The 13,754-nt window shown below is 44.2% G+C and carries 18 protein-coding genes and 1 pseudogene; 14 read left to right on the top strand and 5 right to left on the bottom strand.

Translation table 11 applies throughout. The annotated features are described in order from the left end of the window. Positions 1-156 precede the first annotated feature (156 nt). The 7 genes from N4J56_RS32705 (at position 157) to N4J56_RS32675 (ending at position 3,493) form a co-directional block, all read left to right on the top strand. Complete coding sequence (locus tag N4J56_RS32705; RefSeq protein ID WP_317110833.1) at positions 157-606, top strand: hypothetical protein; 450 nt, start codon at positions 157-159, stop codon at positions 604-606. A 159-nt stretch (positions 607-765) separates the two neighbouring features. Beyond that, entirely contained in the window at positions 766-1,002 is a 237-nt protein-coding gene (locus N4J56_RS32700) for a hypothetical protein (protein WP_317110832.1), read from the top strand. Positions 1,003-1,099: 97 nt separating this feature from the next. Next, positions 1,100-1,303 carry a hypothetical protein gene (locus N4J56_RS32695; RefSeq protein WP_317110830.1) on the top strand — a complete coding sequence of 68 codons (204 nt, stop codon included), beginning with the start codon at positions 1,100-1,102 and terminating at the stop codon, positions 1,301-1,303. Between the two features lie 112 nt (positions 1,304-1,415). Next, positions 1,416-1,643, top strand: coding sequence for a hypothetical protein (locus N4J56_RS32690; RefSeq protein ID WP_317110828.1), 228 nt, complete (start codon positions 1,416-1,418; stop codon positions 1,641-1,643). A 27-nt stretch (positions 1,644-1,670) separates the two neighbouring features. Beyond that, positions 1,671-1,973 carry a hypothetical protein gene (locus N4J56_RS32685; RefSeq protein ID WP_317110827.1) on the top strand — a complete coding sequence of 101 codons (303 nt, stop codon included), beginning with the start codon at positions 1,671-1,673 and terminating at the stop codon, positions 1,971-1,973. A 298-nt stretch (positions 1,974-2,271) separates the two neighbouring features. Then, positions 2,272-2,979 carry a calcium-binding protein gene (locus N4J56_RS32680; RefSeq protein WP_317110826.1) on the top strand — a complete coding sequence of 236 codons (708 nt, stop codon included), beginning with the start codon at positions 2,272-2,274 and terminating at the stop codon, positions 2,977-2,979. A 127-nt stretch (positions 2,980-3,106) separates the two neighbouring features. Then, the gene (locus tag N4J56_RS32675) at positions 3,107-3,493 is read left to right on the top strand and encodes a hypothetical protein (protein ID WP_317110824.1); all 387 of its coding nucleotides are present in this window, start codon (positions 3,107-3,109) and stop codon (positions 3,491-3,493) included. Here the strand turns inward: N4J56_RS32675 and N4J56_RS32670 are convergent. After that, a complete protein-coding gene (locus N4J56_RS32670) occupies positions 3,484-4,089 on the bottom strand; it encodes a DUF5710 domain-containing protein (RefSeq protein ID WP_317110823.1) in 606 nt (201 codons plus the stop codon). The genes N4J56_RS32675 and N4J56_RS32670 overlap by 10 nt on opposite strands. A gap of 79 nt (positions 4,090-4,168) precedes the next feature. Here N4J56_RS32670 and N4J56_RS32665 point away from each other — a divergent pair. Further along, positions 4,169-4,591: pseudogene (locus N4J56_RS32665) on the top strand (IS4 family transposase); the annotation flags it as partial. Between the two features lie 171 nt (positions 4,592-4,762). On the opposite strand, the gene N4J56_RS32660 reads toward N4J56_RS32665, so the two are convergent. Further along, a complete protein-coding gene (locus N4J56_RS32660) occupies positions 4,763-5,065 on the bottom strand; it encodes a hypothetical protein (RefSeq protein ID WP_317110822.1) in 303 nt (100 codons plus the stop codon). A 289-nt stretch (positions 5,066-5,354) separates the two neighbouring features. Continuing rightward, the gene (locus N4J56_RS32655) at positions 5,355-5,873 is read right to left on the bottom strand and encodes a hypothetical protein (protein WP_317110821.1); all 519 of its coding nucleotides are present in this window, start codon (positions 5,871-5,873) and stop codon (positions 5,355-5,357) included. 359 nt (positions 5,874-6,232) lie between these two features. Here N4J56_RS32655 and N4J56_RS32650 point away from each other — a divergent pair, with 359 nt between their 5' ends. The 5 genes from N4J56_RS32650 to N4J56_RS32630 all read left to right on the top strand — a co-directional run bounded on the left by N4J56_RS32650 (position 6,233) and on the right by N4J56_RS32630 (position 8,567). After that, entirely contained in the window at positions 6,233-6,583 is a 351-nt protein-coding gene (locus tag N4J56_RS32650; RefSeq protein WP_317110820.1) for a hypothetical protein, read from the top strand. Further along, positions 6,580-6,957, top strand: coding sequence for a CHASE2 domain-containing protein (locus N4J56_RS32645; protein ID WP_317110818.1), 378 nt, complete (start codon positions 6,580-6,582; stop codon positions 6,955-6,957). Before N4J56_RS32650 ends, N4J56_RS32645 begins: the two co-directional genes overlap by 4 nt. A 47-nt stretch (positions 6,958-7,004) precedes the next feature. After that, positions 7,005-7,370 carry a hypothetical protein gene (locus tag N4J56_RS32640; protein ID WP_317110816.1) on the top strand — a complete coding sequence of 122 codons (366 nt, stop codon included), beginning with the start codon at positions 7,005-7,007 and terminating at the stop codon, positions 7,368-7,370. An 11-nt stretch (positions 7,371-7,381) separates the two neighbouring features. Then, on the top strand, positions 7,382-8,176 hold the full coding sequence (locus N4J56_RS32635; protein WP_317110814.1) for a hypothetical protein: 795 nt from the start codon (positions 7,382-7,384) through the stop codon (positions 8,174-8,176). Between the two features lie 238 nt (positions 8,177-8,414). Then, positions 8,415-8,567 carry a hypothetical protein gene (locus tag N4J56_RS32630; RefSeq protein ID WP_317110813.1) on the top strand — a complete coding sequence of 51 codons (153 nt, stop codon included), beginning with the start codon at positions 8,415-8,417 and terminating at the stop codon, positions 8,565-8,567. A gap of 10 nt (positions 8,568-8,577) precedes the next feature. On the opposite strand, the gene N4J56_RS32625 is transcribed toward N4J56_RS32630, so the two are convergent. Next, positions 8,578-9,066, bottom strand: coding sequence for a response regulator transcription factor (locus N4J56_RS32625; protein WP_317110812.1), 489 nt, complete (start codon positions 9,064-9,066; stop codon positions 8,578-8,580). A gap of 1,876 nt (positions 9,067-10,942) precedes the next feature. Between N4J56_RS32625 and N4J56_RS32620 the strand changes: the two genes are divergently transcribed. Continuing rightward, positions 10,943-11,743 carry a VCBS repeat-containing protein gene (locus tag N4J56_RS32620; RefSeq protein WP_317110811.1) on the top strand — a complete coding sequence of 267 codons (801 nt, stop codon included), beginning with the start codon at positions 10,943-10,945 and terminating at the stop codon, positions 11,741-11,743. Between the two features lie 174 nt (positions 11,744-11,917). Here N4J56_RS32620 and N4J56_RS32615 read toward each other — a convergent pair whose 3' ends face one another. Further along, positions 11,918-13,150, bottom strand: coding sequence for a hypothetical protein (locus tag N4J56_RS32615; RefSeq protein ID WP_317110810.1), 1,233 nt, complete (start codon positions 13,148-13,150; stop codon positions 11,918-11,920). Positions 13,151-13,754 lie beyond the last annotated feature (604 nt).

Below are 13,754 nucleotides of genomic sequence, written 5' to 3'. Positions count from 1 at the left end.
GTAAAAAGTTGCGGGGCGCTCAAATTCCTATCCCCGCCGCAAGCGGACGGGGCATTACGGAATTTGCCCTTCGGGACGCACTCCCGCTGTGTTCATGAACGTGACAAGCCACGGGGAATCTACCCTTGATGAGATTGAAATGAGTCTCAGCGACGGATGCTGGACTCAACAGCAAGTCAAGTTCATGCAGTCTCTTTACGAGTGACGATCGTGCAAGCTACGTATTGTTCGTTAAAAATTGGATACGATAAACTCGAAATCGATCATCCTCTAATTGCTGAAGGTAAAAAATACTTAAGTCTTGCTTTAAATCTAGCGCAAGCATACCACACGCTGAAAAATAGTATTTTTTGGAAAACAGCACGTCCGAGTGTGAAAAGACGAGTCAAGCAGCAATTAAATATTCTGGCTTTCGATTGTTGTACTAATTTTCTGGCTGGCTGTGACTGGATCAACGCTTATGTAGAAAAAATGAACGGTATTGCTTCTCCTCCAGTTTGGTGGAACGATGTAATTGTTGACTTCACTCTTGCATATGATGCTCTGATCCGAGAACATGAAAGCGAAGTTACAAGCAAACAACTATTACTTTGGGAGCAAGAATAGAGTTCTTGCAAAAGTTAGTGTTTTGTAGAATTTAACATAGATGAGTTCGAGGAGTACTGACGGTGCGTTTGCCGCTCATTTTCTCTAGAATCAAGCACGAACGATACCATCTGTTTTTGAGCAGATTCATCAATTTCAAACAGGGAAACAAACAAAAATATGGACTTCAAACAAACTACTATCAAACAGCCCCAAACTCACCAACTCAATCTCAAATTCGAGATTTCTGGCTTAGCCGATTGTCATGAGTGCGAGCAACTCGTCGAATCTTATGCTGACGTATTGCGCTCACAAATCCAATTAGGAAATCCTCAACTCCAGATTTCTTATTCGATTGGGGTTTCCGATTGTCCGCCATCGAAATCTCACTCTACCGTGCAATTACCACAATTTTGAGTGTTGCAGCAAAGAGCGTACTTTGTTGCGCCCTCAGAATCGACCGCAACGCAGGAGTTGCGATCGCGTCACAATAACTGAAAATTAGAAAAAATTCATGAAACAAAAAATTTGGTTGCTTAAATTCGTTGTAGGTAACTCTGAAGTATTCGGTCGCGTCCGTACATCTCCTAGTGGTTTAATGACGCGATCGCAAGCACTCTTAGAGTTTGAGAAGATTGATACTAATGCTAGCAGAACGAGCGCGAGTTTGAGTCAAGCAAACATATATAGGTCAGCGAATTGCGAAGAGCTTAGCTGAAAAGAAATGGAGAGAATTGCGAAAACTAAAGGAGTTTAACTCGCAACTGGACAAATTTGAACTAAGGTAATTCAGTCAGTACCTTCTACTACAAAAATAGTCACAATCCCACATGGCTAAAATTAAGTTTCATCGCCAAGATGCTTTAGATAAAGTCGTTATTGAAGCATTTTGGTACTCCGATCTTGGCAATCAAAAAAGCTTCTCTTTAGAAGTTTCACTTGACGGAATTAATATTCCTACAACGGGTACGCTGAATAGCAATGGTGTTGCAGCATTTCATCAAGCTTGGGACTTCGCCCAACAAATTTATGCCGGAAAGCTGGAAATCATCGAATAGAGTATTAAGCGTCTGTACTATAAATATATGAACGAGTACGACATTTTAAGATTTGAGATTTCACATCGATATCATGCTGAGCTAGAACTGAAAGTTTATTCACTGCACGCTCGGCATATTGCCGCACTTTCTCAAGGCGATTGGGAGATAGCTTGTGAGTTGGAACGCACTCGCGATCGAGTTCATCAAAAACTCCTAGAGCAACGCAACAGAAGCGTGTCGATTGTGGACTGGCTCGAACTTGATTCTTACTTGAGAAAGTCAAAGAAAACCTATCCCGACTGCTACGAAGATATCGGCGTGAAAGTAGAAACCGATTCGGAATTTTAATTAGGTCTGAGAATCATTTTCAATGTTAGATAGTTGACAACTCGGAGTTAGTAGCATGAGTAGTATGAACTCTGAAAAGCTTCCTTATACGGAATATGAATCTACAACGAATTAAGCACTCTCAACCAGTTTTTTACAACAGTTGCTGTTGTAATACAAGCCCAATTCGGGCTAATGCCTGCATAAATCTATCTCCACTTTTCACTGAATATAAATCTGCAAAAAGCCGCCTTTAGCAAGATTTATTGATGTTCAAAATCCGACAAGATTATTTTCACAATTGGAGGGTTATTGACTTATGACTGATGTATATGGCACAGCTTCAAACGAGACTTTAACTGGGACGAGCGATCGCGACAACTTATACGGGTTGTCGGGTGACGATTTGCTGTTTGGCTTGGGAGAGGACGACAAGCTCTACGGCGGCGACGGCGCTGACGAACTGCGCGGCGGCGAGGGCAATGACTTCCTGGCAGGTAATGGTAGCAAGATTAGTGCCAACGATCGCGATCGCCTCTTCGGTGATGCTGGCAACGACACTTTAGTTGGCGAGGGAGGCAGTGACTTTTTGAGCGGTGGAGAGGGAAATGACACTCTCGATGGCGCTGGTGGCAGAACAGGCGATCTATTCGGTAACGTCAGTCGCGGCAGTGGTGAAACCGACATTCTCTATGGTGGAGCAGGAGCAGATACGTTTATCCTAGCTGGCGGGTCGGGGCGCGAGGGAATTGGTCCCTACTACAGCGAACGGGGCGAACGGGACTTGGCGATCGTGTTGGGGTTCAACCCAAATGAAGACGCGCTCGTGCTGAGTCGCACTACCTCAACACCTGCAACTGAGTTGGTCGAGGTGGAATATACTTTAGGCGCTCTACCGGAAGGCTTGCCACCAGGAACGGGGATCTACGCTAACACCCCAGGTTCCCTGCCAGATCAAATCGCTGCACTTGCTGGTATCGATCCTGCAACTTTAGATTTGAGTGCCGATTACTTCCAATTTATTTAATCGGGTAGGCGATCGCTCTTCCAATCCCCTTACCTTACTCCCCGTCCGTCTGCTTGCGATCGCGGACGGGTTTTGTGCCCCTTAAAAGCAGTAAGAGCCAATCTATTAGTTATTAGGAGAAAAATCTATGGCAGCCACGACAAAATCCCAAGTCATCATGGAAGCAGCAAAAGTTCTCAACGGGCGGGTTTCTTCCCGGAAAGACCCAAACTTAAACCTGGCGATACTTGAAGGTAGACTACGCTACTTGTGCCAGGACTTGGCAGAAGATCGAGTTAAGGAAACTTTTGTTCGAGTCAGACAGATAATTGTGTTACTATTCGTCAAAAAACAAGCTATCAGAGAGATTTCACTCGCCGATCTAATCCGAACAAGCGGTGCAGCTAGCATACTAGAAAAACCTCATCAAGTGCGCGCGATCGATCCTCGAGAATCGTATCAAAAATTGTGCGATGCCAGCGGCTACTCGCGAAGCAACTATCACACTTTGGTAGGTGCATTTAACTATAAATAAATGTCAAATTGCCTCAAATAATTCAAATTCAATTTCCACTCGAATCGACTGCGCTCTGCCCAAACCTGAAAACATCGATCGATATAACTTCTAGCCTGCTCCAACGACCAATTATTGACTTGAGTAAGATGAGCGATCGCAATCTCGCCTCTCCCCTGCGTGTTGGCAAATCCCATGTGTTTGCACTCGTGACAAGCGGGACACAGAGCCGTCAGTCCGACTAGCGTTTGAGTGCAGCTTTTGTCGTCGTAATCCCAAATTTCGTGACACTCGACTGGGTGCTTGTTACCGCGTCCACCGCAGACTTCACAGCGGTAGCTAGCCCGTTGAAAAATTTGCTTTCCGATTTTTCTCCAATTGTCTTTAGAGACGTGAGAACGAACGTTGGAATACCAGCAAGTTTGCGGCACTAACTCAATCGTCAGTTTTGGCTCGCTATCGTCTGTTATTGCAGGCGCAGGCAACCAGTCCACGAACGGAGCTAGAGCGATCCCTTTTGGAACATACCATTTTTTTGCTACTGCATCCCATCTAGCTCCTAGCCGTTTCACAACATCTTTTTGGGAGTAACGAACGTCTAAATACATGTTTGGCATCTTGGTACAGGACAAAAGCTTGCAAAGGTGGATGAGGAAAGGGTTTCATGAAAATAGCTTTTGAATTGTATGAAACCCTATGCATCAGGTTACTCTAATCCGAAAAACATTACAGCCCCACTTAAACTGGCACGGTGCACGAGTGACATTTCTAGCGCTATTCCTGATTGCCCTGTTTCGAGCCAAAACGGTGAATTTTACTGAACTAGCAACTGCATTTATGGGTAAAGCCAAGACCGAATCAAACTACAAACGCTTGCAACGGTTCTTCCGCCACTTTGAGTTGAACTATTACGACTTGGCAAAACTCGTGGTCGGACTAATGGAGATTCCTCAACCTTGGGTTTTATCGATAGATCGCACTACTTGGGAGTTTGGTAATTGTACCATCAACATTCTGATGCTAGGAGTCGTCCACAACAGGGTAGCGTTTCCCCTACTGTGGTGGATGCTTGATAAACGGGGCAATTCCAATACTGGTGAACGAATTGACTTATTGGAAGAGTTTTTTGAGCCAGGGCAAACGCATCTAAATTCATCAGAGAATATTCGTCGTATTTTCAACTTCACCCGACCCTATGTCTACACTAGCTCTTCTCAATAAACTAGAGATTATTGCAAATGAGTTCAGCCCAATTTCTTCTCAATAAGTCTCAGTTTATTGCAACTAATGTCAATAAACTCGGTAATTTCCTACCTTATTGACATGATGCGTTTGCCCTGCAGAAGTGGAGTTTCTACCTTGCTGAGGGTTGACATACAAAATGCGTTGTTGTGCGAGTTTTGCTGGTTGTGCGATCGTTTCTCCCGATCCTGCCTGTAGGGTAGCTAAAGCAGTTAAGGGTACGGCGCTAGAAAAAACTAATGTGCCGCTCAATATATAAGCAGATATCAATACTTGACGAGTGTTCTGAAATTTCATGTCTTCACCGAAGCTTTTCGGTTCTTTAGTATCTACTTTGCTAGTTGGCTGCATCAAAATCTAAAAACCTTTACTGGTAAAGGATTTAGCTAGAATTCTCTCTTGATTTAGTAATGAAACGGCTAAGATCTTTACCAGAAAGGATATGAAGGCTATCAAAAAAAGAATTAGATTGCTAAGTACGAAGAACCACTTTTAACCGCTTACAAAAGTTTTTGTAATACAACCCGGCTCAATGCCTATCTAGTTTGCAGACATGCCCTAGCCTTGAACTGAAGTATCAATGCTCCTCAAGAGAACAGTTCGGTTTCCATATCCCCGCTTTTTTGCTTGAAGTAGCTATTCAGTTACTTGCTACAATCCGCACATTCCTAGCTCCTGGAGAGGCAGTATGCCTAATTGTCCATCCTCCGTTTCCATTATCTTCAAGTTCAAACTCATCGGGGGTATAATTCTTCTTTGGGTTAACGCTGGTAGCCGTTAAAGTATATTGTCCTTCTTCGTTACCTGGACTAACCGCCATTCTTTCCTTCACAGTTCTAATTACTCTATCGTTTTTCTTCACCTGGACAGTCATAATACCTTCATCATTTTCTAGATTAAGCGAGCCTCTGTAATAGGTCCAAATACCCCTATTATCTCGTGTTCTCCATGTTATTATCCAATTTCCATCAAGTTCACCCTCGGCAGATTGCACATCCAACTCCGTCTCCCCACGGTTTTGCTTTTCATATGTAGCAGAAGTATCTATAGAAGAGGCGTTAGCTTCCCCTACAACTGAGCTTGGTAAGGTAAATAAAGACAATAGGATAGGTACAGCCAAAGCGGAAGTGAAAACTTTATTTAGATTGAGAAATTTCATTGCTTGCTCTCCAAAAGTCTATAGCTATATAGTTGAATATCTTAGAGATTTTGGGCGACTCCAACTAGAGGCAAACGCGCAATTATATTTGCGCGTTTACGCAAGACAACCGAGTGCAATCTAAGCTACATTGAAAGGACTAGCTATTTCTCAGCACTTGGAGCGAAATGTACTCGGCCAGGCTTTCCCGTTCCCTCTAGATCTACATAGATTTAGTGGTGGACTGAAGACGCTAAGTGCGTGTAGCAAAGCTTTGTAGAGATTTCCGTCAGAATTGCTCGCACGCAGCCAAGTTATTCCTATATAATCCCCAAGCGGGGAGAGCAATACCTGCTCTGCTATTGAGGAAAATTCCACTTATGGGCATCTTTTCCTGTGGTACGCTTTGTCAAGCACTTTTATTACTAAGCCTGCTAAATTTTCCCGCCAATGCTAGCCAAATTTGGGAAGGTACGGGACGAGTTATTAGTGGAGTTGGGAAGGGAGGTTCGGTCGAGCTGCGGTTAGAAATTGACGGGGAGGTCGTAACGTCTCTGTCTGGTCCTCCACTACATGGGATAATACAAACAACTCCTGACCTAAATGGAACAATCCAAACACAGACAGGGACTTGGTATATAGAGCAATGTGGTGAAGAGCTGTGTGTTAATTTGCAGCAGCATCACCCCAAGCAAACAATCTTCTACCGCCTTGTACCCAAGAACCTATGAGCAGAAGATTGAATCTCCTCAACATTTGGCTCATAGCAGGGGTTGGCTTGAGTGTTGTTTGGAGTTTAGTTTTGAGTATTCTCTTGAGCCAGCTACCGCTGGTTGGCAAACTAGAGCTAAGAATTCAAGACACTTTGCTCCGGCTCTACAAACCTAGCGTTCTACCGAAAGAAATTTTGTTAGTGACAATCGATCGCCCGATTGCTAGACCAGAACACAACTTCTACGCCGAGCTAGTTCAAGGACTGATTGATAAAGGCGCAAAAGTTGTCGTCTTAAATTTACCCAATTCGATCAGGCGACCCTTAGATAGTCGGTTAGAAAATTCTCTCAAAGAACTGATTCCGCAAAATTTTCAGACCAAATCGTCTTAGTAACGTATATCAAAAGGCGCTCTCATCCACTTCCTGCGGTATTATCTGTGTACCATCATCTGCTGCCGTTCGATCGCCAGAGCATCAAACCGCTAATTGCTCCAGAGCAGGTGCATGGTTTTTTTGAATCCGAGGTTGATGTTAAAGATTTAACTAGTCCAGCTCGCCAAGCTCACTTGGCAGGGGATTTCCACTATGTAGAAGACTTTCACCGGACGCACCAAGTCAAATCGGTGGCGGCGATCGCTTTAGAAAAATTCTCTTCACCTTTAGCAAACCCAGCAATCGTTCAAATTATTCAGAACGAGAACACACCTCCCACTCAAATTGCTGTGAATATCAACTTCTGGGGTCCGGCGGGAACATTCCCCGCCTCAAGATCTCATCTATCTGCGCTGCGGCTGCGCCATTGAAGCGATGTAGCGTGTCTCCTACTCACCAAGTCAGCCAGCAAGTTCGCCATAAATTAGTCTTGCTCGATCTACCCAAGGAATATTTAACTTCATTGGGAGTGCTGTCTCCGTTTGGCGATCGCATGTCGGTTGGAGAAGTGCAAGCTAATCTCATCGCTAGCTTAATGACAAATTCATATCTCAAAACGACTCCTAAATGGTTTAATCACACGGTGAACGCGCTGGGAGCCATTTGTCTTGGTCTACTCGTCACTGCTGGGATTGTCGAACGCCCAGCTAAATCTATTCGACTCAAAATTTGGCTGAGTGGAGGAATTTTAGGAGGTTATACTGGTTTAAGTCTTTTAGCCGCTTGGCAGGGTTCGATTGTGCCGCTAGCAACACCAATCGTAATTTGGCTGGGTTCGGGCGCTTTAGTCGCTGTCTGCTTACAATTGGCGTGGAAACAGCATCAGCTGCACCAGCAACGACAAGCACTGGCAGAAAGACAGGCAGTCCTCTTGCAAGCGCGCAAACTACTCCATCGAGTGGTGACGGACATCCATGACGGTCCGCTCCAAGAACTGAAGCTGGTGATGGATGGCATAGAACTGCTAGCGATCGACCATCCAACTGTAAATCCCAATCCCTTGTTAGACAAGTTAGAGGCAGTTGGACGCGAGCTGCGCGCTCAACTGGGGAATACTCACGATGGCAGAAAAATTGGCGGTGACACCCGAACTAGAAGCAGGTCTAGTGCGGGGGATGCGCCAGCATTTGCAACAGTTGGTCAAGAGTGGAGAATTGACCTTACGGATTCAGGATAACTTGCACCCCTTTTAGAACCTGAATCGGATAGTCGCTGGATCGATGCGCGTGAAGATATTTTTCGTTTCTTCAAAGAGGCGATCGCTAATGTCATTTGTCATGCCCAACCCCAAATGGTTCTGCCACCGAAATCTCCATTAGCTTGACTCAGAAAAGAAGCCAATGTATGCTCCTGGTGGAAAATAATGCAATTCCACCCCCTCCTGTGACCTTAGAAAGTCCCAACAGAAGAAAGTCTTGTGGTGGGTACGGTACGAACTGATGGCGACGATTGCGGCAGAACTACCGGACGGCTACTGGGAGTGCATTCCCCGCGCCGATGGCGGGATGCAGGTGAGATTAGTTTGGACTTTACATGCTACTCCACGAAACAAAACCAAAGATGAGTAATCTCCTGTGTCTAGCAAACAATTAACTTGCGATCGATCGCCGCCATACAAACAGCGACGCGGGAGTTGATATTTTGTCCGTCGAGCGGCTCAATATCCAATTTTGCCTTGAGGCGCTGCACGTAATTCTGAGCTGTTTTGTGAGAGACGTGCATTTGTTGGGCGATCGCCCGATCTGATAGCGCTTGATTGCATAAAAGCTCGAGAATTTCCAACTCCTGTGGGGTGAGTTGCATATCCTTGATCAAATCGCGATGAATTTTCAGTTGTCCTGCTAGAGCGCTACGAGCGCCTTCCAAGAAAGCATTTCGTCTTTCCATCTTGTTAACCGCGACAAAACCACCTTGATGTTTACTAATCTGCGATATCAGTTGTCTGAGGCAGTTTGGTTCGCTGCTATAAACGAGGATGTTGAGTCTCGGGTAGCGCTGGAAAATCTGTTTCAACATTGCTAAACCTGGCTTGGCTGATTGTCCGCCTCCCACCGTACCAAACTGCAAATCGACGACTAAAAGATTGGGGATGTCTAGCTCGATCTGCTCGATTCCCTCCGCGGGTGTATTGACACCAACACAGGTACACTGAGGTGCTAGTATTCGTAAAACTCACAGTTGTTCTGATTGACTTCAGGATGATCTTCAATCACCAGAAAAAGGGTGGCTTGCAATTCATGGATCGAAAGTATTTTTAAGTTAATAACTTGGGTTTGCTCAAAGGTAAAGTTGGCTCGGCTCGATTGCAAGGTAAACTCTAGTACGAGACAGTGCTTAACTGAGTTTTTGATTCCGACTTAATTGATGGAAAGCTGCACTTATCCGCTAAAAATTTCTTTGCCAGTTGTTGAAAAGCTGAACTGGAAGAAAGTTGTATTTTTAGATTTGAGGTAGTTCAGCCAGGAAATCAAACTGAAAAACGGCTTTTGAATCAGCCAAATCGAGGCTGTTTCGGAACAATCTTAATTCTTGAGAAATTGAAAATACCGCGCCCCTGTAGAGGGCAATTTCCCGTCAACAGCAGTCAGAATAATTTCTCCTAATTCAAAGTAGAAATTTTCTTGAAGTCCTCAGGATTTGACTAACCTGAATTAGGAGTTGATGACTGCTTTTTTTAGCGAGTGCGATCGGCTTTCAGGTTCTCGTAAGTTGTGCCGTCTTCTAATCAGCCAGCGGTAGCAAGCAAAAGGTAGTACTGCCATTGGTTTTAGAACTCCTATTGGTGAGTTTCTCTTTGGCAGATCCTGCATAACTAAATTTTTATTTTAAAATAACGATACTTGGTTGTTTGCTAACTTTTTAGCATACCCCTCTAGGGGATTTTTACCAAGTAAATTGTCTGTTTTGTTACAAAGAGTAATTATTGAGCTTGATGGATATGTAAAATCAGCAATCCTTAAAAAGTCTAGCTGATAAAACCCGAGCTAAACCCTTTACATGCCAAATGGAAGACTCGATTGCCAAGACTTTTCGGCAACTATTATTTATTAAAAATAAAATCTTAAATTGATTTAGCCATGCGAAATAAATTCATCAATGCCTTAGCTCTCTCAGACTAGGTTAACTAATTTGAGATGACCTGAATATTCTGAAATATAGCCAGGAACTCAATCCGCTTCCTTTGGCTTAACTTTATACTATCTTTTTTTTCAATCTCAAATAAATTCACGTTTAGCAATAATGTACCAAATACTTATTTAAATTCATTGGTATTGCTCGATTAGTAGTATTGTCAATCTACGGGAGATATGCGCGTACAGATAAATTTCGTATCTGAAATTTTCGGGAGCGTTATTATTGAATCTAGTTTAAAACGTTCGTCTGCCGTCAAGGAAAAGTGGCAACGTACCACTTTAGAACACCTTTTTCTACTACCTTTCGGCTGATTAAACTGATGTGTCTCTGCACGCACTTTTCCCCTCATGTATAAATCTTAATAATCACTGAGTTTAGAAAAGAGTACATTAGATTTTAAAGCCCTTTTCCAAGGAGCTTAATAGAGAACATCATGAATAAGCTGTTTCTTGCTCGTTCGCTTCTCGTAGTACTTGGCTCCTCGCACGTAAGCTAGACTCTCAGTCTTCAACTCAGCTACAACTCTGTTCTCTATAGAGCTGCTCTATGAGTTGTAGAGATGGCTTCGTGGAGTCAAAAATGTATGTTTTGAGAAAACCTTTAACATTATCTCAGTTTTTACAGAATCTCTTAAACGAGCGCGGCACCGCTGGATGATGCCATTGGGTCAATGGTGGCAGAAAACGGTCGTCTAGCAACAATCACACGAGTCCTGTGGCTGAGAATATCAAAACTTATGTCAGGCGATCGTCATAGCTTAAAGCGCTGGGATCGCCAACTCCTATGCATTAATTAGGAACTTTAAGATATGAAACTACCAAAACCGATCGCCACTCTTTTTTTTGTTGCAGAATTACTACTCGTGGGAATTCTCCCCGCTGCCGCTAGTTATGGTCGCTGGGATGCCACCTACAACGGCTATGGCGATACTAACTACACTGCCGTTCCTGCCGACTATGATGGCGATAAGAAAGCTGACCTCAGTGTTTGGAGTAACAATGGAGCTTGGTATATCGACTACTCTGGCAACGGTTATGGTAGTTGGGATGCTTCATATAACGGATATGGCGACACGAATTACACTGCCGTTCCTCACGACTATGATGGCGATGCCAAAGCCGATCTAAGCGTTAGAGGTAACAGCGGAGCTTGGTATATCGACTACTCTGGCAACGGTTATGGTAGTTGGGATGCTTCATATAACGGGTATGGCGACACTAACTACACTGCCGTTCCTCACGACTATGATGGCGATAAGAAAGCTGACCTGAGTGTTTGGGGTAAGAATGGAGTTTGGTATATCGACTACTCTGGCAATGGCTATGGTAGTTGGGATGCTTCATACAACGGCTATGGCGATACGAATTACACTGCCGTTCCTCACGACTATGATGGTGATGCTAAAGCCGATCTAAGCATTAGAGGTACCAACGGAGCTTGGTATATCGACTACTCTGGCAACGGTTATGGTCGCTGGGATGCTTCATATAACGGGTATGGCGATCCGAACTACGCTCCCGTTCCTCACGACTATGATGGTGATGCTAAAGCCGATTTAAGCATTAGAGGTACCAACGGAGCTTGGTATATTGACTACTTTGCACTTTAACCGACTGCACAGATAGTAGAACTTAGATTCCGCTTTGTTTCTGACTAATGCGGCATGAGGGAACGCTTTTTGCTAGTGGGTTAGTCACGGCTTTCTCTTAACAGCTTGAGTTCGAGCTTGAGAAGTCCAAGCTGTCTCAAATGGATCTTGTCCGGCGCTATTGAAAGTCTTGGTTCAATCTCTAGTTAAGTCTGCATCTGAAGTTGAGCGCACCTGAAAACTAGCAGCAATGCAGGCAGCCGCTACCGAAAAGGAGATCGCACCCCCAACTGCTCCCGCGACAGGTGCGATTGGATTCGCTGCTGGGAATACTAGCCCAAATAGGCTGACAGCCGCAGCTACTCCGCCAAAATACATCCCCGTTCCCCATCCTGCTTGCTGATGTGGTACTAGCATTAAAGCAAAAGGAATTGCACTGTTCGATACCACACTTAACCCAGCAATCACACCAACTACAGCTGCTCCTAAAGTCAACCAGGTAGGAATAAATACAATCGCCTGTAATAGTCCGACTGTGACTCCAATGCCAATTAGCATCGCTTTGCGGTTGCCTACCTCGACTGCCCATTCTCCCGCTGGTAGAGCGGCAAAAGCTAGAGCTATTGCAATTCCTACCATTAACCAATCCACATTTGCCATATCCAACTGAGTTGTGAGCATCTCTGGCAGCATCCCCATGAACGATCTCGTTCCCCAAGTCAAACTAACACCAGTACTAAAAATCAACCCCAGTGCAGAAATTGAGAGCGGTTGTGCTACCGTCCGCTCTACCGTTGCTTCTGGTGTCTCAAGGTGGGAATTCAACCAGCGCAAAACAGCTGCCGTTGCCAACAACACCAACGAACCGATGCTAAAAGTCAAAACTGCCCCCAAACTGAGAATGAATTGGCTGGCGACTGGTTTGAAAGCCCCGATGACTCCCGCTACTAAAGTGAGTAGACTAGCTGCTAACGGTAACTGGGTAGGTTTAGCGTAGCGGGCGAGTAAAGAGATAGCTGGGCTGCGAAATACTGTCATTGCTAACGCCCAAGACACTAACACTACCAGCAACACCGTTCGCGTCACGTCAGCTTGTTGACCAAAAACGACCACGGCAGGGATGGCAATGAACAATGCTGAGGACAGCACTACCCCTACAGCAATCAATGGAAACCGAGTACCTAGCCAGCGCTGAGTGCGATCTGATAATCCACCCATCAGCGGTTCCATGACGATCGCCAGAGCATTTTCTACAATCAGCAACCCAACTGCCAGTTGTTTGGAATAGCCAAATTGAACTAACAGTTGCGGCAGATACAGGTTATAGACGATCCAAGTTAAAGTAATTGCGCCTTGCAGGGCTGCCAAGCCCCAGACCTGAAGCCAGAGAATTGCTGGCTGAGTTAACTTCCTCGGCTGCCTTGACATTTTCTTCTTTTGCTCTGTAGCTCTATATATCTTCGTTACTTCGCATCTGTAGTTGCACGAGCGGCTCTCTAGTTGCAAATACTCAAAACTCTTACTCAACTATAAAGGAATATCAAATCTTTAAGGTTGAATTTGTTGGCTGACAAGCAATACTTGTAGCAACTCTTCTGAAAGAAGACAAGTTATCAATAAATACTTGATATAAATTGGTATATCATTAGTCAGATATAAGCAGTTGAAAAAATCAATGACTGATCTGGAAACTCCTACAAGATTCAACCAGATTTCAGCTAGCTCAAACTAAATATACTTTTACTAGAAAAAAGTATGATTTGTAGAGCTTATTCATCCACTTGAGCATCTGTATACCAATCTTTTACTAGCTTTTGCTAATCAGCTCTATTTCATTCCTAGCGTTCGTGACCTTTTGTAACGGAGGCTACTTTTGACTGGGCAAATATCCTAGAGGGGGGTATTCTAAAAAAGTAGACAACAAATAATTATTGATGGAGTAAAAAAAGAAATGACTTACTTTAGTAGTTTGTAAGTCAGAACTCGCGAGCGAGGTGTAGTTTTAAAAGATTAGTTATAAAACTTGTTTAGA

The organism is Chroococcidiopsis sp. SAG 2025 (genome assembly GCF_032860985.1).
Taxonomy (GTDB): domain Bacteria; phylum Cyanobacteriota; class Cyanobacteriia; order Cyanobacteriales; family Chroococcidiopsidaceae; genus Chroococcidiopsis.
The sequence above is the reverse complement of the archived record's forward strand: the minus strand, read 5'-3'. Positions and strand labels throughout refer to the sequence as shown.

Excerpts from the sequence above, each read along its gene's own strand:
- N4J56_RS32660 (WP_317110822.1), bottom strand. The coding sequence starts at position 5,065 with ATGCAGCCAACTAGCAAAGTAGATACTAAAGAACCGAAAAGCTTCGGT.
- N4J56_RS32650 (WP_317110820.1), top strand. The coding sequence starts at position 6,233 with ATGGGCATCTTTTCCTGTGGTACGCTTTGTCAAGCACTTTTATTACTA.
- N4J56_RS32675 (WP_317110824.1), top strand. The coding sequence starts at position 3,107 with ATGGCAGCCACGACAAAATCCCAAGTCATCATGGAAGCAGCAAAAGTT.
- N4J56_RS32615 (WP_317110810.1), bottom strand. The coding sequence starts at position 13,150 with ATGTCAAGGCAGCCGAGGAAGTTAACTCAGCCAGCAATTCTCTGGCTT.
- N4J56_RS32620 (WP_317110811.1), top strand. The coding sequence starts at position 10,943 with ATGAAACTACCAAAACCGATCGCCACTCTTTTTTTTGTTGCAGAATTA.
- N4J56_RS32685 (WP_317110827.1), top strand. The coding sequence starts at position 1,671 with ATGAACGAGTACGACATTTTAAGATTTGAGATTTCACATCGATATCAT.
- N4J56_RS32670 (WP_317110823.1), bottom strand. The coding sequence starts at position 4,089 with ATGCCAAACATGTATTTAGACGTTCGTTACTCCCAAAAAGATGTTGTG.
- N4J56_RS32690 (WP_317110828.1), top strand. The coding sequence starts at position 1,416 with ATGGCTAAAATTAAGTTTCATCGCCAAGATGCTTTAGATAAAGTCGTT.
- N4J56_RS32695 (WP_317110830.1), top strand. The coding sequence starts at position 1,100 with ATGAAACAAAAAATTTGGTTGCTTAAATTCGTTGTAGGTAACTCTGAA.
- N4J56_RS32705 (WP_317110833.1), top strand. The coding sequence starts at position 157 with ATGCTGGACTCAACAGCAAGTCAAGTTCATGCAGTCTCTTTACGAGTG.
- N4J56_RS32655 (WP_317110821.1), bottom strand. The coding sequence starts at position 5,873 with ATGAAATTTCTCAATCTAAATAAAGTTTTCACTTCCGCTTTGGCTGTA.
- N4J56_RS32645 (WP_317110818.1), top strand. The coding sequence starts at position 6,580 with ATGAGCAGAAGATTGAATCTCCTCAACATTTGGCTCATAGCAGGGGTT.
- N4J56_RS32680 (WP_317110826.1), top strand. The coding sequence starts at position 2,272 with ATGACTGATGTATATGGCACAGCTTCAAACGAGACTTTAACTGGGACG.
- N4J56_RS32700 (WP_317110832.1), top strand. The coding sequence starts at position 766 with ATGGACTTCAAACAAACTACTATCAAACAGCCCCAAACTCACCAACTC.